Origin of the sequence: Listeria rocourtiae subsp. hofi (assembly GCF_963575615.1) — a bacterium.
Lineage (GTDB): Bacteria > Bacillota > Bacilli > Lactobacillales > Listeriaceae > Listeria_A > Listeria_A hofi.
Map to the genome: position 1 here is coordinate 1 of NZ_CAUYTL010000046.1, position 17245 is coordinate 17245.

Below are 17245 nucleotides of genomic sequence, written 5' to 3' on the forward strand. Positions count from 1 at the left end.
GTGTACTTATTTCTATATACATATAAAGAGGATGGAACATCCGTTGATTTGTAGATCAACTTTTGTCCCATCCTCGTATTTTTCTAGGTCAGGATACTTTGTCTCAGACACTCCTTTTTGCTATTGCTATTTTATCCAAGCATATCCATACGCTGGCAACTCAAAACTGCCATTCACTCGTTCACCAGTTAATAAGTTCTCTGCACCTGCTGTTTCAATCATTACCACCCTATCGCTAACATTCGTGTAACAATAAACACCACCTCTTTTAAGCGCAAAAACGTTAGCTTCACTTGCAATCACTTCTTGCTGCTGGTATGGATTAAATGCTGATTCTCTCTTACGAACTTCCGCCAATTTCTTCAATCCTGAAAAAATGGCTCGGCGATATGTGTTGGTTTCTAATTCGTCTTGCAGTGTTCCCAAATCAAGTTTTTCGCGGTTAATTCGTCTTGGGATTCCTGACTTCTCGGCTGCTTCTTTGTCGTTTCGTGAGCCGAATAAAGAATGATAATACACGGCTGGGACGCCCATGACAGAAAATAGGATATGATGAGCGGCGAGCATTTTTTGTACTGCTAGGTCGTCAGATTCGCTGGCATTCCGTAGCGCATCGCTATAGTTGATGTTTAATTCGTAGATGGATTGGCTACCGTCTGGATTGTTTTTATAGGAAATCTGACCGCCATTTTGGACTACTTTTTCAGCTAGTTGTTCGCGGTCTAGATCGGTTAAAATGCCTTCTGTTGGGCGCATGCCGATGCCATCGTGAGATGCTAAAAAATTGAAATAGGTCGCTGTTTCGCTCATCGGTGTAATCGTTTTTGCCCAGTTGGTGAGATGGGTCGCATCGTGTGTTGTGAAAGCGTGTAATGTGAGTGGTGGCAACGGGAATTGGTAGACTTGATGGGCTTCGTTTTTACCATCGCCGAAATAGCTGATATTTTCTTTATGTGGTACATTCGTTTCAGTGATAATCTGTGTATTTGGTGCAAAATAGTCTGTTAGCAAGCGCCAAATTTGAATCACGGCATGTGTTTGTGGTAAATGAATGCAAGTCGTCCCAGATTCTTTCCAGAGGAACCCGATGGCATCTAGTCGAATCGATGTAGCACCCCGCGTGATGTAGGTTAGTAGTGTTTCGGTTAATCGGATGAACATATCTGGGTCTTGAATATTGACGTCGACTTGATCTTTGCTGAATGTGGACCAGACTTGTTTTTCTGATGTACCATATGTGTGGAAAAGCGGGCTCGTTCTTGGACGCACAACTTTTGTAACATCAAAATCAGGCTCTTTTTCTACAAAGGCTTGCTCAAATCCCGGTTTCCCTTGGAGAAATTGCTGGAACCAGTCACTTGATTCGGACATATGATTCGCAACGAAATCGTACATGAGTCGGTAATTTTTCGCCAAATCATCAATGTCTGACCAATCTCCAAGTTCAGGATTAATTTGCAAGTAATCCGTCACGGAAAAACCATCATCGGATGTGTAAGGAAACATTGGAAGTAAATGAACGTCCGTAATAATATCAGAAACAGTTTCGTCAAGCATGGTGCGCAAGGCTTGTAGCGGTTTTTGGTTCGCCGATTGGATGCTATCGCCATATGTGATAAGGTAAATATTTTTCTCATTGAGCGGCTCGGCTGGTGGAACGACTTGTTGCGCATCAATTAATTTTTCCAGACGATTGGCGATATCACTGCGTTTTGGTTCATCAAAAAGGCTCGCTAGATGATTGTTTATTTGCTTCGTTAAATCAAATCGGTTCATTGTTATAACTCCTTATATTTTAGAGTGAGATGGCTATGCGGCATAATCGTTGCTACATCTGCAATCGGTAATTCTGCCATATTTACTACTATTCCAGACTCGATGTCGATCGACTCATTTGTTGGATTGAAAACGCGTAAAATAATACCGTCACCGTCTTCTGCTAGTTTTAGGGTGCTGAAAAATGCGGCGTCATTCATCGTTAGTAGGCTCGCAGATGTTGGTAAATCATGCATTTTCGTTGGTTGTGGCAATTCAAAACGTTCCACTCGCTCTTCAAAACTGTTCAGCGTTTGCAGGTGATAACTGAGCTGATGGTCACGCACGCGTTCAGTAGCTTGAAACCAGTCGGCATTTGTGAATTCTTTGGTGAAGCGATAATCGTAGCTGAATTCTAGGTTGCCAAGCATTTGCGCATCTGGTGTTTCTACAACTTTATTGTTAATCCCAGAGGCGCGGCCGGGACGCCAAGCGATATTATCTTTGCCAAGCAATCCGACACTCCGGAAAAGCGTGAGAGCTAGGTAATCCCTAGTCGCTTCATATTCTTTCAAACCTTGTGTCAGAACACCAATCGCGCCCTTACTGCTAAGACTCACAGCAAAATTTTCAAGTGGATAAATCGGAACTGGTGCCTCGGCAAAACGGTTCTCACGCCAATTCGTAAAGTGCGGATTAGTGTTCGCGCGTCTGATAGTAGTGAACGCTTGATCCGCGTAGCTTTCCTCGCTAGCTGGCGCTTCGAACCTGACGCGAATGCGATGGTTCTTCGTTTTATTCGTAAGGCGGTGTTTAATACCAAGCGTATCTTCACCTTTTTTGAGCGTAAAAGTCGTCTCGATTTCTGTACCTTCTCCGCGCGCTAACGTATGGCGAACCGTCATGTCAGAAACGAGATTTGCTTGGCGCACCTGCACACATTTCGCTTCACCAGCAAGTTCTGCAACATCCCCTGCCAATGGAGAGAAATCATATGAATCGCCGTCATCAGCAACATCTTCAAACGTCATGAAGTTTTCCAATTGCTCACCAAATTTTGTCGTTAATCGTAGCTTCCCATCTACAACTTCAATCGTATAATACTCATTCGTAATTTTGGCCTCATCAACTGGTGCTACTTGATTCACTGAACCCACGACAATCTGCAACACTTGATAACTAAATGGCTCCATCGCAATTGCAGCGCTGACAACTGTACGATAATAGCCCGGAATTTCGACTTCCTGCTCGCCAGCTGCTGTTACCACGACCTTCTTTCCACCAGAAATGTAATCTTGCGCTAAAATCGTTTGTGGCACAGTATTCCCTAATACATCCGCCAAACATACTGCTTTTTCTTTCGTAAAAATCACCGTCTCAACCTGCTTTGTCATTGCTTTTGGTAACAAGTGAAAAATGAGAACAGCGCCTTGGTCAAATTCTGCACCTACTCCGCGCGCCATTTGCTTTTTCAAAACGTTGATAAGGCTATCACAAATACGCTCAGCCTGCTCCAAACGATGTATTATCGCGCTATTCGTCTCGTCCGAATTACAACCACCAATCGAATCATGCGCGTGCACATCAAACAGCAACTTAAAAATCTTATCCAACCAGCGTTTCGGATACGGCGCACCATACTTATTCGCCATCACCGCTAACGGTTCCAGCTGATGATAAATTTTATCCTCGATTCGGCTATTCGCAAGCTTAATATCCACGCGCTGTGACCGAATCGTATTATGAATTCGCGATTTTTGCGATGCCAAAAGTTCTCCTTCAATCACTGTCTCAAATTGCGAATCTCCCCACGTCGCTTCCATAAATGTCTCATAGTCAGATAACACAAACTGGTAATCCGATTGTTTCGCATTCAACCCTTCGATAGTCTCAGGAAAATGCTCACGAACCAATACCTGATCCCCGCCCGCTGGAAGTAATAGCTGTGATGTCGATTGATTCATCTCCCGCAACGTATCCAAAATCGGCGTCAATGTTCCTGACACATAACCCGCATCTGTCGCCAAAAATTTCCCCGGTCCATATCCGAAATACATGTAATTCGCCTTCGCAATCACCCCATCCGGAGCGCGCCATTGAAAATTCAAATCCGTTGCTACATCCTCCGTGTACAATCCACGCTGTAAAATCGCATATTCCATCCCAAAAGAGCGAAAAATAGATGGCAAATAAGCATTCTGTCCAAAAATATCAGGCAAATAACCAATTTTCATACTATGTCCCATTGCCTTCGCCGCGCGTGATCCATATAGTAAATTGCGAATGATTGACTCTTTGTGCACAAGTAACGTATCCGTCTGCGTATACCAAGGCCCTACAAAAAGCCGTTTTTGCACAATAAGTTGCTCCAATTTCGCCTTTTTCTCTGGCAAAATAGCAAGAAAATCCTCAATCACCGACATTTGCGCGTCGAATACGAACGATTTATACGCATCATCCCGCTCCAAAACATCCATCAAATGACGCAAATTTTCAATAAGCATCACGTTCGAATCTTCTATTGTAAAATACCACTCACGATCCCAATGCGCATGTGGCACCACGTGGACTATTTTTTGTTCTTTTATCATTTAAAAAACCTCACATCTCTATCAAAAGCGGATAGGGACTCCAAATTTCTGAGTCCCCACCAGCCCCTATTTAATAATCAATTTTTTCGCCATTGCGTTCTTTGCGTTTAATAAGTGCGTAACGGATGAAAATGTTACCAAACGCGATGATTGCAACACCCACTAGCATGCCGACAAGATAGGCTGGTAAATTTTCAACGAGCGGCCAACCCCAGATTGCTGGAAGTGGTAGCCATTGTACCGCACCAAGTGCAACCCCTGTACATGCGCCTGCAATTGCACCGATGATATTTAGTGGAATCGTGATGAGTGGGTTACGGAGCATGAATGGAATCGCGCCTTCTGAAATCGCTAAAAAACCGAGTAAGAAGGACGTGTTTCCAAGTAACCGCAAATCTTGTGAAAAGACGCGGCGGCCAACAATGAAACGATCAATAATAGTCGCCAAACCGATGCCTAGCGGCGGAATCACGATCGCTAACACACGCGGTGTCAACGGGAAGATGTGATCTGCTGACAAACCAATCGCAATCGCACCAGCTGCTTTATTCACTGGGCCACCAAGGTCAAACGCAGTAGCCGCAGCAATTACTGCCGACAAACTGAGCGTTCCTGACGTACTCATACTTGCAATCGTATCCGCAATCCATTTGTTTAGATGTCCAAAAACCGGATCGACAACATATAAATTCAGAACAAAAATAACTAAAACACTGATTCCAGGAACGATTAGCATTGGTTTCATCGCAGCTAGATTTTTCGATAATTTGACGCGTTGATTTAGGAATTTTGCGACATAACCAGCTGTTAGACCAAGGATTAGCGCGCCTAAGAAGCCACTTGGAATCCCGCCTTCGATGCCCCAGAAAGTGTAATGCAATCCGCCTGCGAACAAACCGCCCGCAAAACCAGCGATAAGTCCAACACGATCAGCAATAGCATAAGCTACGAACATACCGAACACTGGATAAATAAACTTAAAGAGCATATTGCCAAAACCGTCGAGGTAATGCAGAAACTCTTGCAAACCGCCGACACTATTATATGTCGGGTCACCAATCATTCCGATATCAAGACCGAGTGCATAAACCCATGTTAGCTTTGCAATACCAAGCATTAAGCCCGCCGCAACGATGAGTGGAATCATGTAGGAAATACCAGTCATTATGGCAGCCGTCATGTCGGCACCGACTTTTTTCCAGCCAGTTTTTTGTGTTTTATTCGTAACTGCATTTTCTGATTCAGCACTTGCCGCGACTTTTCCATCAGGATCTGCTAGCGTGCGAATCAAGATTTCCTTCGCGTGACGCAGCGGATCAGCGACTTTAACTTCGACATAGTTTTTGCCAACAAAGCGTTCTTTTTCCTTCACTTTTGTATCGACGGCAAACAGGATTCCATCTGCTTTTGCTATTGCATCCGCATCGTGCGTGTCTTCCATTCCGTTCGCGCCTTGTTTTTCAACTCGAACATCGATGCCAAGCTCTTTACCCGCCTGTTCCAGAGCTTCTGCTGCCATGTACGTGTGGGCGATTCCTGTCGCACAAGCCGTGATTGCGAGCACCGATTTGCCAGCATACTCCGAATCGCCAGTCACCGTTTGCGTCACTGCAACATCATCAAGCGCTTCAAAAAGTTCCTCTTTACTTGTCGCTGCAAGCAACCCATCCAAATAAGATGCGTTCATCAAGCGTCCGCTAAGCTCTGCTAATAATTTCAAATGTGTTGTGCCAGCTTCATCATCCGGAATAGCTAGCAAAAATACTAATGAAACTTGATTCGTGGGGTCAACGGACTCCCAAGCATTTGCTACTAAAGGTGTTTTCAGTTTTGCGACGGTAAAAACACCCTTTTTTACAACGCTTGATTTACCGTGCGGAATTGCCAAACCACGCTCCATTCCAGTTGCTGAGTGCCCCTCACGTTCTAAAACAGCTTTTTCGAATGCAACTTTATCTGATATATAGCCTTCTTTTTCTAAATTATCTACTAAAAATGAGATTACCGCTTCCTTTGACGTAGCTTCAATGTCGTAGAAAACTAAACTTTGGGTTGTCATCTCTTTTAAATTCATCGTCAATCCTCTTTTCTTATTTCATGAATTCGCTTACACAGCACCTTTCGAAAGTGTAATTGAAGTATAGCATATCGCCGAAAGCCTTTTCATACAGGTTTCGTATATTTGTACGGCGCCCGCTGTTATTCTCTATCAAATCGTGATAAAGTAGGAATGAAAGAGCTGGGAGGTTTTTTGATGGGTAAAGTAGCAGAACGTTTTGTCGAGGATATTACAAGTTTGAGTGACTCAGAGAAATATGTTTTTTATTACATCGATAATCATATGGAGCAGGTAAAAAATATGACATTGACAAACCTAGCTGAAATACTTAGCACATCCAACACGACGATTATCCGGATGTGTCATAAGCTTGGGTTACAAGGTTTTTCAGAGCTCAAGTTTATTTTGGCTAGTTTCGGCAATCAAAAAAAGGCTCGCACAAATGGGAGTCTAAAAGAAGATTATTTGACCCAACTAACGCAAACTATCGATGCTATCAATTTACCAAAAGTAGATTATATCGCCACGAAAATTCTGAATGCTAATACCGTTATTGTTGTTTCTGTGGGGCTTACGAAGATGATTGGCGAATATATTGGAAAACGCCTCATTCAAGTGCAAAAACCGACGATGTACGCGTATGAATCGCATATTATTGATCTTTTGCCGAGTTTTATTAAGCCGAATGATGTTATTTTGTTTGTTTCGATGAGCGGCGATACAAAAACGCTCGTTCAAGCTGCACAAAAGTTGGAGTACAGCGGTTGTTTCATGTTCGCGATTACAAATCATGGGGATAGCGCTCTTTCGCAGCTAATGGATACGAATCTGAGCAGTAATATCCCAACGATTTCTTATGCTGGTTATGATATTACATCACGTTCTGGTCTAATGATTCAAGCTGATATTTTGCTAGAAGTATACTTGAAGAAGATGTTAGAGCGTGGGAAATCCTGATTTAACCTTCAATTGTATAACCATACAAATGCACTGGAACCAAATTAATCAGCAATTCCTCCTTCAAATACAAAACCTCCATCATGCCTGAAGCATGCGCGTCACAATTTTACAATTCGCGAGCCAATTTTTACATCCTCTTTACAGAACCTCCAAACAAATCATCATTTCACTCGCTATAATAAGGTTCATGAGGAGGGGAAAAATTTGAATAAATTCGTTACTATTACTGGTGTTATCGTTGTTGGAAGCTCTTTATTACTCGCAGGTTGTGGACCAAGTGATGTGAATTCGCTCGCAGCAAAAGAAACCCAAACACAACTCAAGCCTGGCAGTCAGATTAAGTTAGACGGTGCCGTGAACGTCCGTGATCTTGGTGGTTATAAAACGGCTGATGGCAAAACAATCAAGCAGCACAAACTAATCCGCGCCGCCGAACTCGCCACTCTTTCCGAAAGTGATATTAAAAAGCTGACTTCTACATATAGTCTGGCTGAAATTATTGATTTCCGTACCAATTCTGAGGTGAAAGCAAAACCTGACCCTACTATCAAAAATGTTTCTTATACCCACGATTCAATTATGAAGGACAACGGCGCATCGACCAGCACTCAAGACATGATAACAAGCCTTGCGAAAATGGAAAATCCCGAGCAATTCCTAATCGATGCCAACAAAAGTTTCGTTACCGATCAGCAGTCCATCGATGGCTATAAATTATTTTTCCAAAAACTGCTGGATAATAAAGATGGCTCCGTACTTTGGCATTGTACCGCAGGAAAAGATCGCACTGGCTTTGGGACTGCGCTCGTCTTAGCAGCACTTGGCGTCGATCAAAAAACGATTATGACCGACTACCTACTTTCCAATAAATATCGCGAGGCAGAAAATCAGAAAATGCTCGACGCTCTTGCCAAACAAACCGATAATCCGAAAGTTCTAGCTGGTATGAAAGCAGTTCTCGATGTCCGTGCATCGTATTTAAATGCAGCATTCGATGAAATAAACGCCAAATATGGTAGCATGGATGCATTTCTCAAACAAGGGCTCGGCTTAACAAATCAAGATATCAAAACGCTCAAGAAAACGTATCTACAATAAAATGAAAAATGTGATCAGGAGCTCGCCAAATCTAGCGCGGGTTCCTAATCACATTTTTTTACTATTATTCGATTTTTTCGCCGTAAAATTTCGCTTTAGCCTTACAAATTGGGCATTTTATCTTGTGTTTCTCATGTGAACACGAATCACCGCTATCTGATGTCATCATGCCATATGCTTTTTTCAGTAGTGGAATTGCGATAACAATCCCGATTAGCGTCATCAAAGCAATAAAGCCAATAAAAATCAGTCCCGCCGCAACACCAATCACGATAACTTTCTTCACTGTGTGTCCTAGATCAAAGCGTTCTTCCTCTTCCATTTTGAATCAGCTCCCTAGATAAAATTTCTTCCAATTTCAGCATAACATGTTACTTCTCAAAATCAAGTAAAAACTGCCCGAGCCCACCAGTGTCGTGATGGCCCGCAACATAATCCGCAATTGCCAGCGTTTCTGGAATGCTGTTCTCCATCGCTACGCCCATGTTCGCAAGCTCAATCATGCCGATATCATTCTCGTTATCGCCAAACGCAATCGTCGTCTCCAAATCAAGCCAGCCAGTTTCATCTAGATACGCCAAACCATGCGCTTTATCTATGCCAACATTCATAATATCCACCAACGTCGCACCAGAAGACATCACAGCAAGCGGTAGTTTCGACAACGCCTCGCGCACCGCCGCACGCTTTTCCGCCTCATCCGAAAGCACCAAAACCTTCAATGCAAACGCACCAGAACGCACGATTTCACCGACAACATCATCCGTCACAGTCAACGGAACCTGCTCATTTTCCGGAAGCGTTTTATTCGCCTCCACAAACCCAGCAATTTTTCCAGTCACCGTTGGCCCCACAATACGCTCCGTCGTGTACACATGATAATCCACACCAAAATCGCGAGCAACTTGAATCACCTGTGCCAACAAATCGTACGAAATATCACTTTTCATCAAAATCTCGTTCTTCACAAAATCACGAACAAGCGCGCCGTTACAAGAAATAACCGGCATCGTGATCCCAAGCTCATGAATAAACGGCATAATCGCCAAATCAAGACGCCCCGTCGCAAGCACCACTTTTTTGCCTTGTTTCTGCCAATCGAGCAATACTTCTTTATTCAGCGGCTGAATCACTGCGCCACCCTTAGCCAGTAGCGTTCCGTCCATATCCGTTACAACTGTTTCCATTACAAAATCATCCTTCCACACTGGTCTGTGGACGCCTTTTTGTGGGCGTCATTACTACTCGAATTATAAAGGAGTTTTGGTGAGTTGTCACGACATGCTACAAATATCTATAACATAACAAATATACTCAAATTTCAAATGGTAAGTATTAATGGCATGACTCTTAGACTCTGATGTTAAATACACTTACAGCTCATACATTCAGAAGATTATTTTAAAAACGTTATACCTTTATCCAACAAAATCTCAAAAAATTGAAAAATGGCACTATCCTTTCCTTGCTGTTGTTTATTTCTTAATAAATAACTATCTACCTTATTCAAATTCTTTTTATTGAAAAATTGAGCCCTTTCTAAGTCTTCTTCATTTTTATGTGTAAACAAATAATCTTTCCAATATTTCCTGAATTCATTATCCGTTTCTATTTTAATAAAAAATTGATACTTAAAAAGCCAATACTCCTCATTCCACGTTTTAGTTCGTTCAAGCTTCTCATCAATGCAAACAAATAAACTCGTGATTTCATCCCTGTAGTTATTATAAAACAGTTCCATTGCAAGTACCGCACTAAAATCATCTTCTAACTTAATTATCTCTAACAATAAGTCTGATTCTAAGAAATTTTCTGTTTTATAGTAATATAGTATACCTAGCAAAGAAAATAATTCTTGATTATAGTTCAAATTAGTGAAACGCTTTACATTCTTAACAATTAATTTTTTGTGTTTTGTCAAATTATTATTTATCTCTGTTTCATTTATATCGATATTCTTGTTCTTAAAAAAATCAATCATATAAGCCCCAGTACTAGGTGTCATAATGACGATATTTAACAATTTACTCAATATTGGTTGATTAATCACATTGACTGGTATCTCCTCTTTGTTTATAGCACTTGCTAATCCTTTAAATACTAATTTCGGAGCACCTTTCAACCCTTTTTTTTGAAATATCAGGGCCTGCTCTATGTATCTATGTACCTTTGCCCTAACAAGTCGAGAACTTTCATCCCCCTTAAGGTTGCTAAAATATGAAAAAAAATACTCTGAACTATTGTCCACCTCAAAAGGATAGGTATCAATTATATTTTTCTCTTTCTTTATAACAAGATTATATTGACCTAGTATTTTCTGTAGACAATTATAGAATTCTACTTGTTCTTTTGAATCATTATATGGCAATTCAAAATCATCAACATACCTTTTATAGCCATACTGAGAAAGTTCGCTATCTATCTTACACATAAATATTTCAGCCACTATACGAGAAGCCATTGTTCCTGTTGGAATACCATGTGTTTCACCATATTGACAATCTTGTATCAAAGTGTCGAGTTGATTATAATACTTCCCTTTATCCGTTCTTGTTCTTTTAGCCTCTGTTTTTCCGACTAGTACCCATGGTAGACTATGGGTATAGATGCTTGGATAAAAATGCTGAATATCTGTTTTAAATATATAGCGATAACCCATTCTATTTGTTTCTTTTTCAATTTTATTAGATACAAATGTTTTTTCATAAAAATACTTCGAAAGTGAATGTGAACTATTCTTTATTATCTCGAGATAAATCTCTTTGTTTTCTTCAATATGTAGCCCCAGTCTGATGTAAGAATATATATTAGGCATCTTATACATTCTTCTCTCCTCGTCATTTTTATAAATGGACAGCTCTACTGGTACTGTTGGACTAGCCTTTCCCCCTGTGTGTATACTCGGGCATAATTTTATTATATCTCGACTTTGCTGACTCAACATCTCCATATCAAAAACTTCTTGAAATATTACGGAGGATTGACTATATGGATCATCTTGGTTCAAATTATTAGATTTAGATTTTATTTCAAAGTATCCGTATTTGACTAAATTTTCTAACGTGAAATATTTCCTATATTGTGCCATACTGTTTCCCCCTGCATAACAATAAACATACTGTAAGTACTCCTAATCTAAAATCATTACTTTAGTAACTCATCCTCTCGTTACTAACTAATTATCCATAAAAAACAGCACTCTATACAAATTCCAAAAATAACATTACACATTCTCATTTTCGTTTCTCCTGCTCACGCTTTTCAATCTCTGACACAGGAACCATATCGTGGTTTAAACTTTTGGCATATGGAAAAGATTCACCATCAACATTTAACGCTGTTTCAAAGTGCTCCCCATAAATCCCAGCATCAAACGCTAGTTTCTTATCACCATTTACATATCCCATAATATGCGGAATTCCCGTGGGATTGACATCTACACCCGTAATCGTTACAGAATCAATATTTTCATAATTATATTTTAAATATTTTTCAATCCTAGGCTCCTCCTCAGCAATCAATTTATTATCCGCTTCTTCCTGTACTACTTCCCGTTTATGTATTTCATGTTTCACAAATAACACACCTCCTGCTATACTAAATAGTAAAAGAACACCAATACTTGCTAATATTATCTTAGTTCGTGTTTTCATATAATCACCCTTTTCCCATATATATCATATCATAAATTGAACTGGAGGAAATACTTTTGGCAAAAATTACAGAAGAACAATATTTTAGTCTATCAGATAATGTGTATAAAAATCTAACATTAAAAATAAATCCCATACAGCAAATGACACCCACAAGAAAAAAAGAGCTAACTGTTACGATTTTAGAAGATAGTTCTAAATGGGTAACAATCAACTCCATCGACAAAAAAAGCGGACTCCAAGCAGCTGCCGTCGTCCCATACCAAGAATACATAGACGTATGCAGTGGAAAAACCAAAGAATTCACCAATATCATATTCACATCCCGCGGCTCGGAAGATAAAGCAGATTGGTCAACAAACTTAACTGACCTTCCAAAACACAAATTGCCTGAACAAGAAAGTCAATTCAAAGAATACAATAATTTCGTAAACACCACTCTATCCAAACACACAACCAAAGACTACAGTTTCACAGGCCACAGTCTCGGCGGTGCACTCGCGCAATATGAAGCTGTCAAGCATACCAAACCCGCGATAACCTTCGCTGCAGCCCGTTCCTTCAATAAATTAACACCCGACGAACAAGCAAAAGCAAAGGATGGCGCATACTTTAATCTTATCAAAGATTTCCGGCATAGCGGTGACGTTGTAGGTTTACTCCCTCCCAATGCCTTCGTGTTTTACCAACAATATTATTCCAAAAACGGCGCGGCTAGCGATCCACTGAACGCTCACCTTACAGAAGGTTTTCGCAATCAGTTTAGTAGCAATGGCGCCACAAAACTTGCCATTTCCCCTGATGAAATTAAAGCGCTTGCGAATCGAATGAAAGATGTGGCGACAGATATTGATCGCATGGTTCGTCTCATTGAAGACTTCCGTAAAGCCGAAAGCGATGCCGTCAAGAAAATGGTGCGTAAATTCAATGATGCTACATACGGTGGCGAATATGATTTACTAAACGAAAACGACGTGGATGATGTAATGTATGACCTCGCTATCAAAAAAACAGAAGGTATCTACCGCTTCCACGATGAAGAAATTTTGCATGATTTACTTAATAAATTACTCGAACGTCAATATCATCTACAACAATTTGCAAACGAAATCGGCAATGCGGGACACACAATGCAGCAAACAGATATCAATCTCGGTCACGATCTAGACCGTACAATTGGCAGTCTAGTTGGTATTGCGGCCGGTAACGCAGTGAATTTTTTCAAGTAAGAAAATATAGAAAAACGGGGGCAAACAATGGATTTATTTCATGAAATTAGGCAAATAGAAGTAGAGATTGCTAAGGCGATTCTAGCAGGAGCGGATGCGACGGCTAGCGCTTTAAAATCTCAAAAAACGGAATTCGAACGGCAACTTCAACTCGCGGCTTTGAAACGTGATATGTTACGTGATGCAAACCATTTAGCCGAAGATTCTGCTCAAATCCTTCATGGCAAGGAAACAATGTTTGACGATTGGGGTCGTGAACTTACCCGTATTCAAAGCCAGCTTGGTATCTCATTCGAAAGTAAAACCGGTGACGCAATTAGCTCACAATTACAAAATGAGATTCGAAAGCTTTGCACAGATCGTGAAGAAGATTTCCGCGAACTCCAAAAAAGCTGCAAAATCAATTTTCACATATAAGCTATAAAACAAAAAATACTGCTAATTTTTGATATATATCCATTAATTTAAAGTCAACAAGCATATATCTCAGCTCTCCATCAAAGATAAAAACTGCAAACGCATTGATATAAAACAATTTATCCCCTCCCAATCACACAAAAAAAACATACCCCTAAATTAAAATTAAATGTGAACAAAATGTGAACTCGATGAATTTTACCGTCAAATGTACATTTTTTCTCTAGCCAAAGAAATCGATACCTTGTACAATAGAAACTAAGCATATTAAAAAGGGGAGACACTCATGTACTTAAAACAAAAAACGGTTAGCGTTGCGCTAGTATTTGGACTAACGTTTTCAACTATAAGTCCTGTATTCGCTGATGAAACAGCGCCCGAGCAGGATTCATCACAAAAAGCTGGTTGGGAATTCAATGACGTCGCAGCAAAACAAAATGTTACAGTAATACAAGGTTATAACATAATTCCGGCTGATTTTGTACAAATTTACAACCAAGCACGCGGCCCAGTCCTAACTTACAAGGATGGCGTAGCGGCAACGAATGATACGGTCGGTACTTTTGAAACAACGATTACTGTTACTTACAAGGATGGCTCGACAAAAGACATCACGGTAAGCTATGCCGTGATTGCTGATCCAAACGCAACACCTGATCCAGACCCTGAAACACCGGTTACTCCTGATCCAACACCAGAAACTCCGGTTACCCCAGATCCTGATCCTGTAGAGCCCGTGAAACCGGATCCTGAAACACCAGTAACTCCTGATCCAACACCAGAGACACCGGTTACCCCAGATCCTAATCCTGTAGAACCAGTGAAACCAGATCCAAGTAAGCCTGTAAATCCTGATCCAGAGAAGCCTGATTCAGGAAAGACAGACCCAGATAAAGTGGATCCAAAACCAGATACAACAGTACTTGCTACTGCAAAAAACAATGTTACTCTGGAATTGAATGGTTCATCAGCAACACCAGATATGTTTGTTACAGCTGCTGCTAACGTAAAACTTTCATTCAAATCACAGCCAGCAACAGATAAGCTTGGTGCTCAATCCGTGCAAATTTTAGCATCAAATGGTTCAACTACGCAGACGATTCCTGTCAATTACACCGTTGTCGACACAACGAAACCTTTTATCAGTCAAGATGATGTTTTCTATGCGTGGCCAGGTGAAGAATGGACAGCAGAAGAACTTGTGAATGCAACGGATAATTCCGGTTATGTCAAAGTTTATTTCCAAAATGGAGCAAAATACTTAGACACAGCGAATATCGGTGCCAATAGTACGGTTATCGTAGCCGAAGATGCTAGTGGCAACATTTCCACACTTGATTTCCAATATGAAGTGATTTCAGTTATGGGTATCATGCTTTATTCTGCCCCTTCTGTTAACTTCGATATGAGTACAGATACAGATATTTACGGTGGTACAGAGCCTGATACAACACTTTTCGTAATCACAGAGGAAAGTGAAGAAGTTCTTGCTGAAACACGCGTAGACTACTCTGGTAGCTATCATGCTGTTCTTGATCGCCCACTACAACCAGGTGAAACTGCTTATCTGATCGCAGTTGACGATAATGGCGGTGTCAGTGACGTTACACATTACACTTATGGAACAAAACAAGTTCAAGAAGTAAAATCAGCTACTATTTCTAAAACACCAGCAAACGAACAAACAGATCCACAACAAGTAGCAGCTGGAACTGAAATCGTGCCTGCAAGAGTAGAAGAGTTACCAAAAACAGGAGATTCTAATACAAACGGATTTGTTGCTTTCGGTCTACTAATTTCTGCAACAGCACTATTTTACTTGAGAAAACGTTCATAAAAATAAAACTAGGCGCAAAATCTGATTTTGCGTCTTTTTTGATGTTTAGTTAGGTTGTTACTTTAAATAGATATATTTATAACTAAAAAAAGACCTATTTTTGACGTTCACGAACGGAATCGCTACATTCACGATCAAATAATCTTTTTCATATTTCGATAGGCTATACTTTAGATAGGGGACAATAAAAACTTATTTTAAAGGGAGCGAAATATTTTCATGGCAACATTTTTATTTTTAATTGCATTTTTAGGTTTTTTCTATGCACTAGTTATGTTGATTTTAGGGATTTTCATTCGTGGAAAAAAGCTTTTTAAACCAAAGCTCAACTTGATTATTCTTGCTGGGGCATTTATTTTGGCATTCGTTAGTGCTGGCATGATGCCGACGACTCAAACAGCTACAAAGTCAACAGCTGAGGTGAAAAGTGAACAGGTAGCAAAAGATAAATTAGCTGAGAAACAAAGAGCATCTGAAAAAAAGCTAGAAAAGGAAAAAGCTGAACTAAAAAAAGAGCAAGACAAGCTAGCCAAAGCACAAGCTGAACAATTGAAAAAAGAACAGGCACAATTAGTAAAAGATAAGGCTCTTGCTGATCAGAAAGCTAAAGACTTAAAAATCCAACAAGAACAGCAAGCCAAATTAGAGGCAGAGAAAAAAGCAGCCCAAATAGCTGAGAAAGAAAAAGCAGCTGAAGAAGCGCAAAAAGCAAAAGAAAAACAACAGCAACAAGCGTTAAAAGATAAACAAGAACAGGAAAAACAAGCAGCACAAGCTTCTCCGCCTTCAAGTAATAATAGTGACGGTAGCAATCAATATGTGGATTCAAGCGGCCAAGGTACAATTAAAGGGAGCGTTAATGGTATTTACCACATGCCTGGTGGAGCTTACTACAAGCGTACCAAAAATGTGGTTGCATGGTTTAAAACACCCGCAGAAGCTGAGGCTGCAGGTTATAGAGCATCTGAAAGATAGTTAAAAAAACGCCAAGCTCGAATTTGGCGTTTTTTTGCTTAGTAAAAGCTGATTAGTTTCGCGAGCCGGCGCTCATCAACACCAACCGCATGCGTCTTGCTCCCGTTTTGGTTGAAAAAGAGCAATAAATCTTCATTGCTCAAATTAATAACAAGCTGAGATTTTACTTTTTTCCGCATCAAAATTGTAGTCATCATCTCTTCTTCCACCCAACTATATTGCAAATGATCTGTTAGAAAGATGTATATTTCCAATCCTGAATTCTTGTATATCTCCATCAAATGCAACATCTTTGGGTAATTAGATGGTACATTTTTCACTAGTATGTATTTCTTTTGGAGTGACAACTCTTCACATGCAAGCTCGGGAAATTCAATTTGAAAATCTATTAATTTCCAAATTTTAGTTGTGAATAAAATCGATATGTTACTTTCATGAAATGCTTGGCGCTGTAGTTTTTTCAAAATGTTTGCTTCAGAAGATACGACATGAAATAAGCTTTTATCAACTCGAAATGGAAAATGATTTTCTATCTGGTTCATGAGACACCTCCTATCCTTCATTATAATATAGAATCTAATAAAATTTGCAATTAAAGAGTCTGAGACAAAAGGTTCTCTGACCTAGAAAAATACGTATCCAAAATCTGCATTTAGATTTTGGATACGTAT

General features: G+C 40.2%; 14 protein-coding genes. 6 read left to right on the forward strand and 8 right to left on the reverse strand.

The annotated features are described in order from the left end of the window. Positions 1-126: 126 nt before the first annotated feature. The 3 genes from R8925_RS14425 to R8925_RS14435 all read right to left on the reverse strand — a co-directional run bounded on the left by R8925_RS14425 (position 127) and on the right by R8925_RS14435 (position 6420). Positions 127-1776 (reverse strand): sugar phosphorylase, encoded by a 1650-nt coding sequence (locus R8925_RS14425; RefSeq protein ID WP_430536489.1) that lies wholly within the window; start codon positions 1774-1776, stop codon positions 127-129. A gap of 2 nt (positions 1777-1778) precedes the next feature. Then, a complete protein-coding gene (locus tag R8925_RS14430) occupies positions 1779-4346 on the reverse strand; it encodes a glycoside hydrolase family 38 N-terminal domain-containing protein (RefSeq protein WP_430536490.1) in 2568 nt (855 codons plus the stop codon). A gap of 70 nt (positions 4347-4416) precedes the next feature. Further along, complete coding sequence (locus R8925_RS14435; protein ID WP_430536491.1) at positions 4417-6420, reverse strand: fructose-specific PTS transporter subunit EIIC; 2004 nt, start codon at positions 6418-6420, stop codon at positions 4417-4419. 180 nt (positions 6421-6600) lie between these two features. Between R8925_RS14435 and R8925_RS14440 the strand changes: the two genes are divergently transcribed. Next, positions 6601-7362 (forward strand): MurR/RpiR family transcriptional regulator, encoded by a 762-nt coding sequence (locus tag R8925_RS14440; protein ID WP_430536492.1) that lies wholly within the window; start codon positions 6601-6603, stop codon positions 7360-7362. Positions 7363-7569: 207 nt separating this feature from the next. After that, positions 7570-8463 (forward strand): tyrosine-protein phosphatase, encoded by an 894-nt coding sequence (locus tag R8925_RS14445; RefSeq protein WP_430536493.1) that lies wholly within the window; start codon positions 7570-7572, stop codon positions 8461-8463. A 64-nt stretch (positions 8464-8527) separates the two neighbouring features. Here R8925_RS14445 and R8925_RS14450 read toward each other — a convergent pair whose 3' ends face one another. From R8925_RS14450 to R8925_RS14465, 4 genes are all read right to left on the reverse strand, one after another. After that, the gene (locus tag R8925_RS14450; RefSeq protein ID WP_430536494.1) at positions 8528-8785 is read right to left on the reverse strand and encodes a hypothetical protein; all 258 of its coding nucleotides are present in this window, start codon (positions 8783-8785) and stop codon (positions 8528-8530) included. Positions 8786-8834: 49 nt separating this feature from the next. Next, positions 8835-9650, reverse strand: a complete 816-nt coding sequence (locus tag R8925_RS14455) for a Cof-type HAD-IIB family hydrolase (protein WP_430536495.1) — start codon at positions 9648-9650, stop codon at positions 8835-8837. 209 nt (positions 9651-9859) lie between these two features. Further along, positions 9860-11551, reverse strand: a complete 1692-nt coding sequence (locus tag R8925_RS14460) for an RNA-directed DNA polymerase (protein ID WP_430536496.1) — start codon at positions 11549-11551, stop codon at positions 9860-9862. Positions 11552-11696: 145 nt separating this feature from the next. After that, entirely contained in the window at positions 11697-12038 is a 342-nt protein-coding gene (locus tag R8925_RS14465; protein WP_430536497.1) for a DUF1433 domain-containing protein, read from the reverse strand. 134 nt (positions 12039-12172) lie between these two features. Between R8925_RS14465 and R8925_RS14470 the strand changes: the two genes are divergently transcribed. The 4 genes from R8925_RS14470 (at position 12173) to R8925_RS14485 (ending at position 16574) form a co-directional block, all read left to right on the forward strand. Beyond that, entirely contained in the window at positions 12173-13345 is a 1173-nt protein-coding gene (locus R8925_RS14470) for a Tle-like phospholipase domain-containing protein (RefSeq protein WP_430536498.1), read from the forward strand. Positions 13346-13372: 27 nt separating this feature from the next. Next, positions 13373-13762: a hypothetical protein gene (locus R8925_RS14475; protein WP_430536499.1), complete on the forward strand. Its 390-nt coding sequence runs from the start codon at positions 13373-13375 to the stop codon at positions 13760-13762. A gap of 286 nt (positions 13763-14048) precedes the next feature. Further along, positions 14049-15599, forward strand: coding sequence for an LPXTG cell wall anchor domain-containing protein (locus R8925_RS14480; RefSeq protein WP_430536500.1), 1551 nt, complete (start codon positions 14049-14051; stop codon positions 15597-15599). A 219-nt stretch (positions 15600-15818) separates the two neighbouring features. Continuing rightward, positions 15819-16574, forward strand: coding sequence for a sunset domain-containing protein (locus R8925_RS14485; protein WP_430536501.1), 756 nt, complete (start codon positions 15819-15821; stop codon positions 16572-16574). A 38-nt stretch (positions 16575-16612) separates the two neighbouring features. On the opposite strand, the gene R8925_RS14490 is transcribed toward R8925_RS14485, so the two are convergent. Next, positions 16613-17116: a hypothetical protein gene (locus R8925_RS14490; protein ID WP_430536502.1), complete on the reverse strand. Its 504-nt coding sequence runs from the start codon at positions 17114-17116 to the stop codon at positions 16613-16615. Positions 17117-17245: the final 129 nt, after the last annotated feature.

What these genes read in the sequence shown, in the direction of transcription:
- R8925_RS14425 (WP_430536489.1), bottom strand. Translation starts at nt 1,776, where the DNA reads ATGAACCGATTTGATTTAACGAAGCAAATAAACAATCATCTAGCGAGC.
- R8925_RS14430 (WP_430536490.1), bottom strand. Translation starts at nt 4,346, where the DNA reads ATGATAAAAGAACAAAAAATAGTCCACGTGGTGCCACATGCGCATTGG.
- R8925_RS14435 (WP_430536491.1), bottom strand. Translation starts at nt 6,420, where the DNA reads ATGAATTTAAAAGAGATGACAACCCAAAGTTTAGTTTTCTACGACATT.
- R8925_RS14440 (WP_430536492.1), top strand. Translation starts at nt 6,601, where the DNA reads ATGGGTAAAGTAGCAGAACGTTTTGTCGAGGATATTACAAGTTTGAGT.
- R8925_RS14450 (WP_430536494.1), bottom strand. Translation starts at nt 8,785, where the DNA reads ATGGAAGAGGAAGAACGCTTTGATCTAGGACACACAGTGAAGAAAGTT.
- R8925_RS14455 (WP_430536495.1), bottom strand. Translation starts at nt 9,650, where the DNA reads ATGGAAACAGTTGTAACGGATATGGACGGAACGCTACTGGCTAAGGGT.
- R8925_RS14460 (WP_430536496.1), bottom strand. Translation starts at nt 11,551, where the DNA reads ATGGCACAATATAGGAAATATTTCACGTTAGAAAATTTAGTCAAATAC.
- R8925_RS14475 (WP_430536499.1), top strand. Translation starts at nt 13,373, where the DNA reads ATGGATTTATTTCATGAAATTAGGCAAATAGAAGTAGAGATTGCTAAG.
- R8925_RS14480 (WP_430536500.1), top strand. Translation starts at nt 14,049, where the DNA reads ATGTACTTAAAACAAAAAACGGTTAGCGTTGCGCTAGTATTTGGACTA.
- R8925_RS14485 (WP_430536501.1), top strand. Translation starts at nt 15,819, where the DNA reads ATGGCAACATTTTTATTTTTAATTGCATTTTTAGGTTTTTTCTATGCA.
- R8925_RS14490 (WP_430536502.1), bottom strand. Translation starts at nt 17,116, where the DNA reads ATGAACCAGATAGAAAATCATTTTCCATTTCGAGTTGATAAAAGCTTA.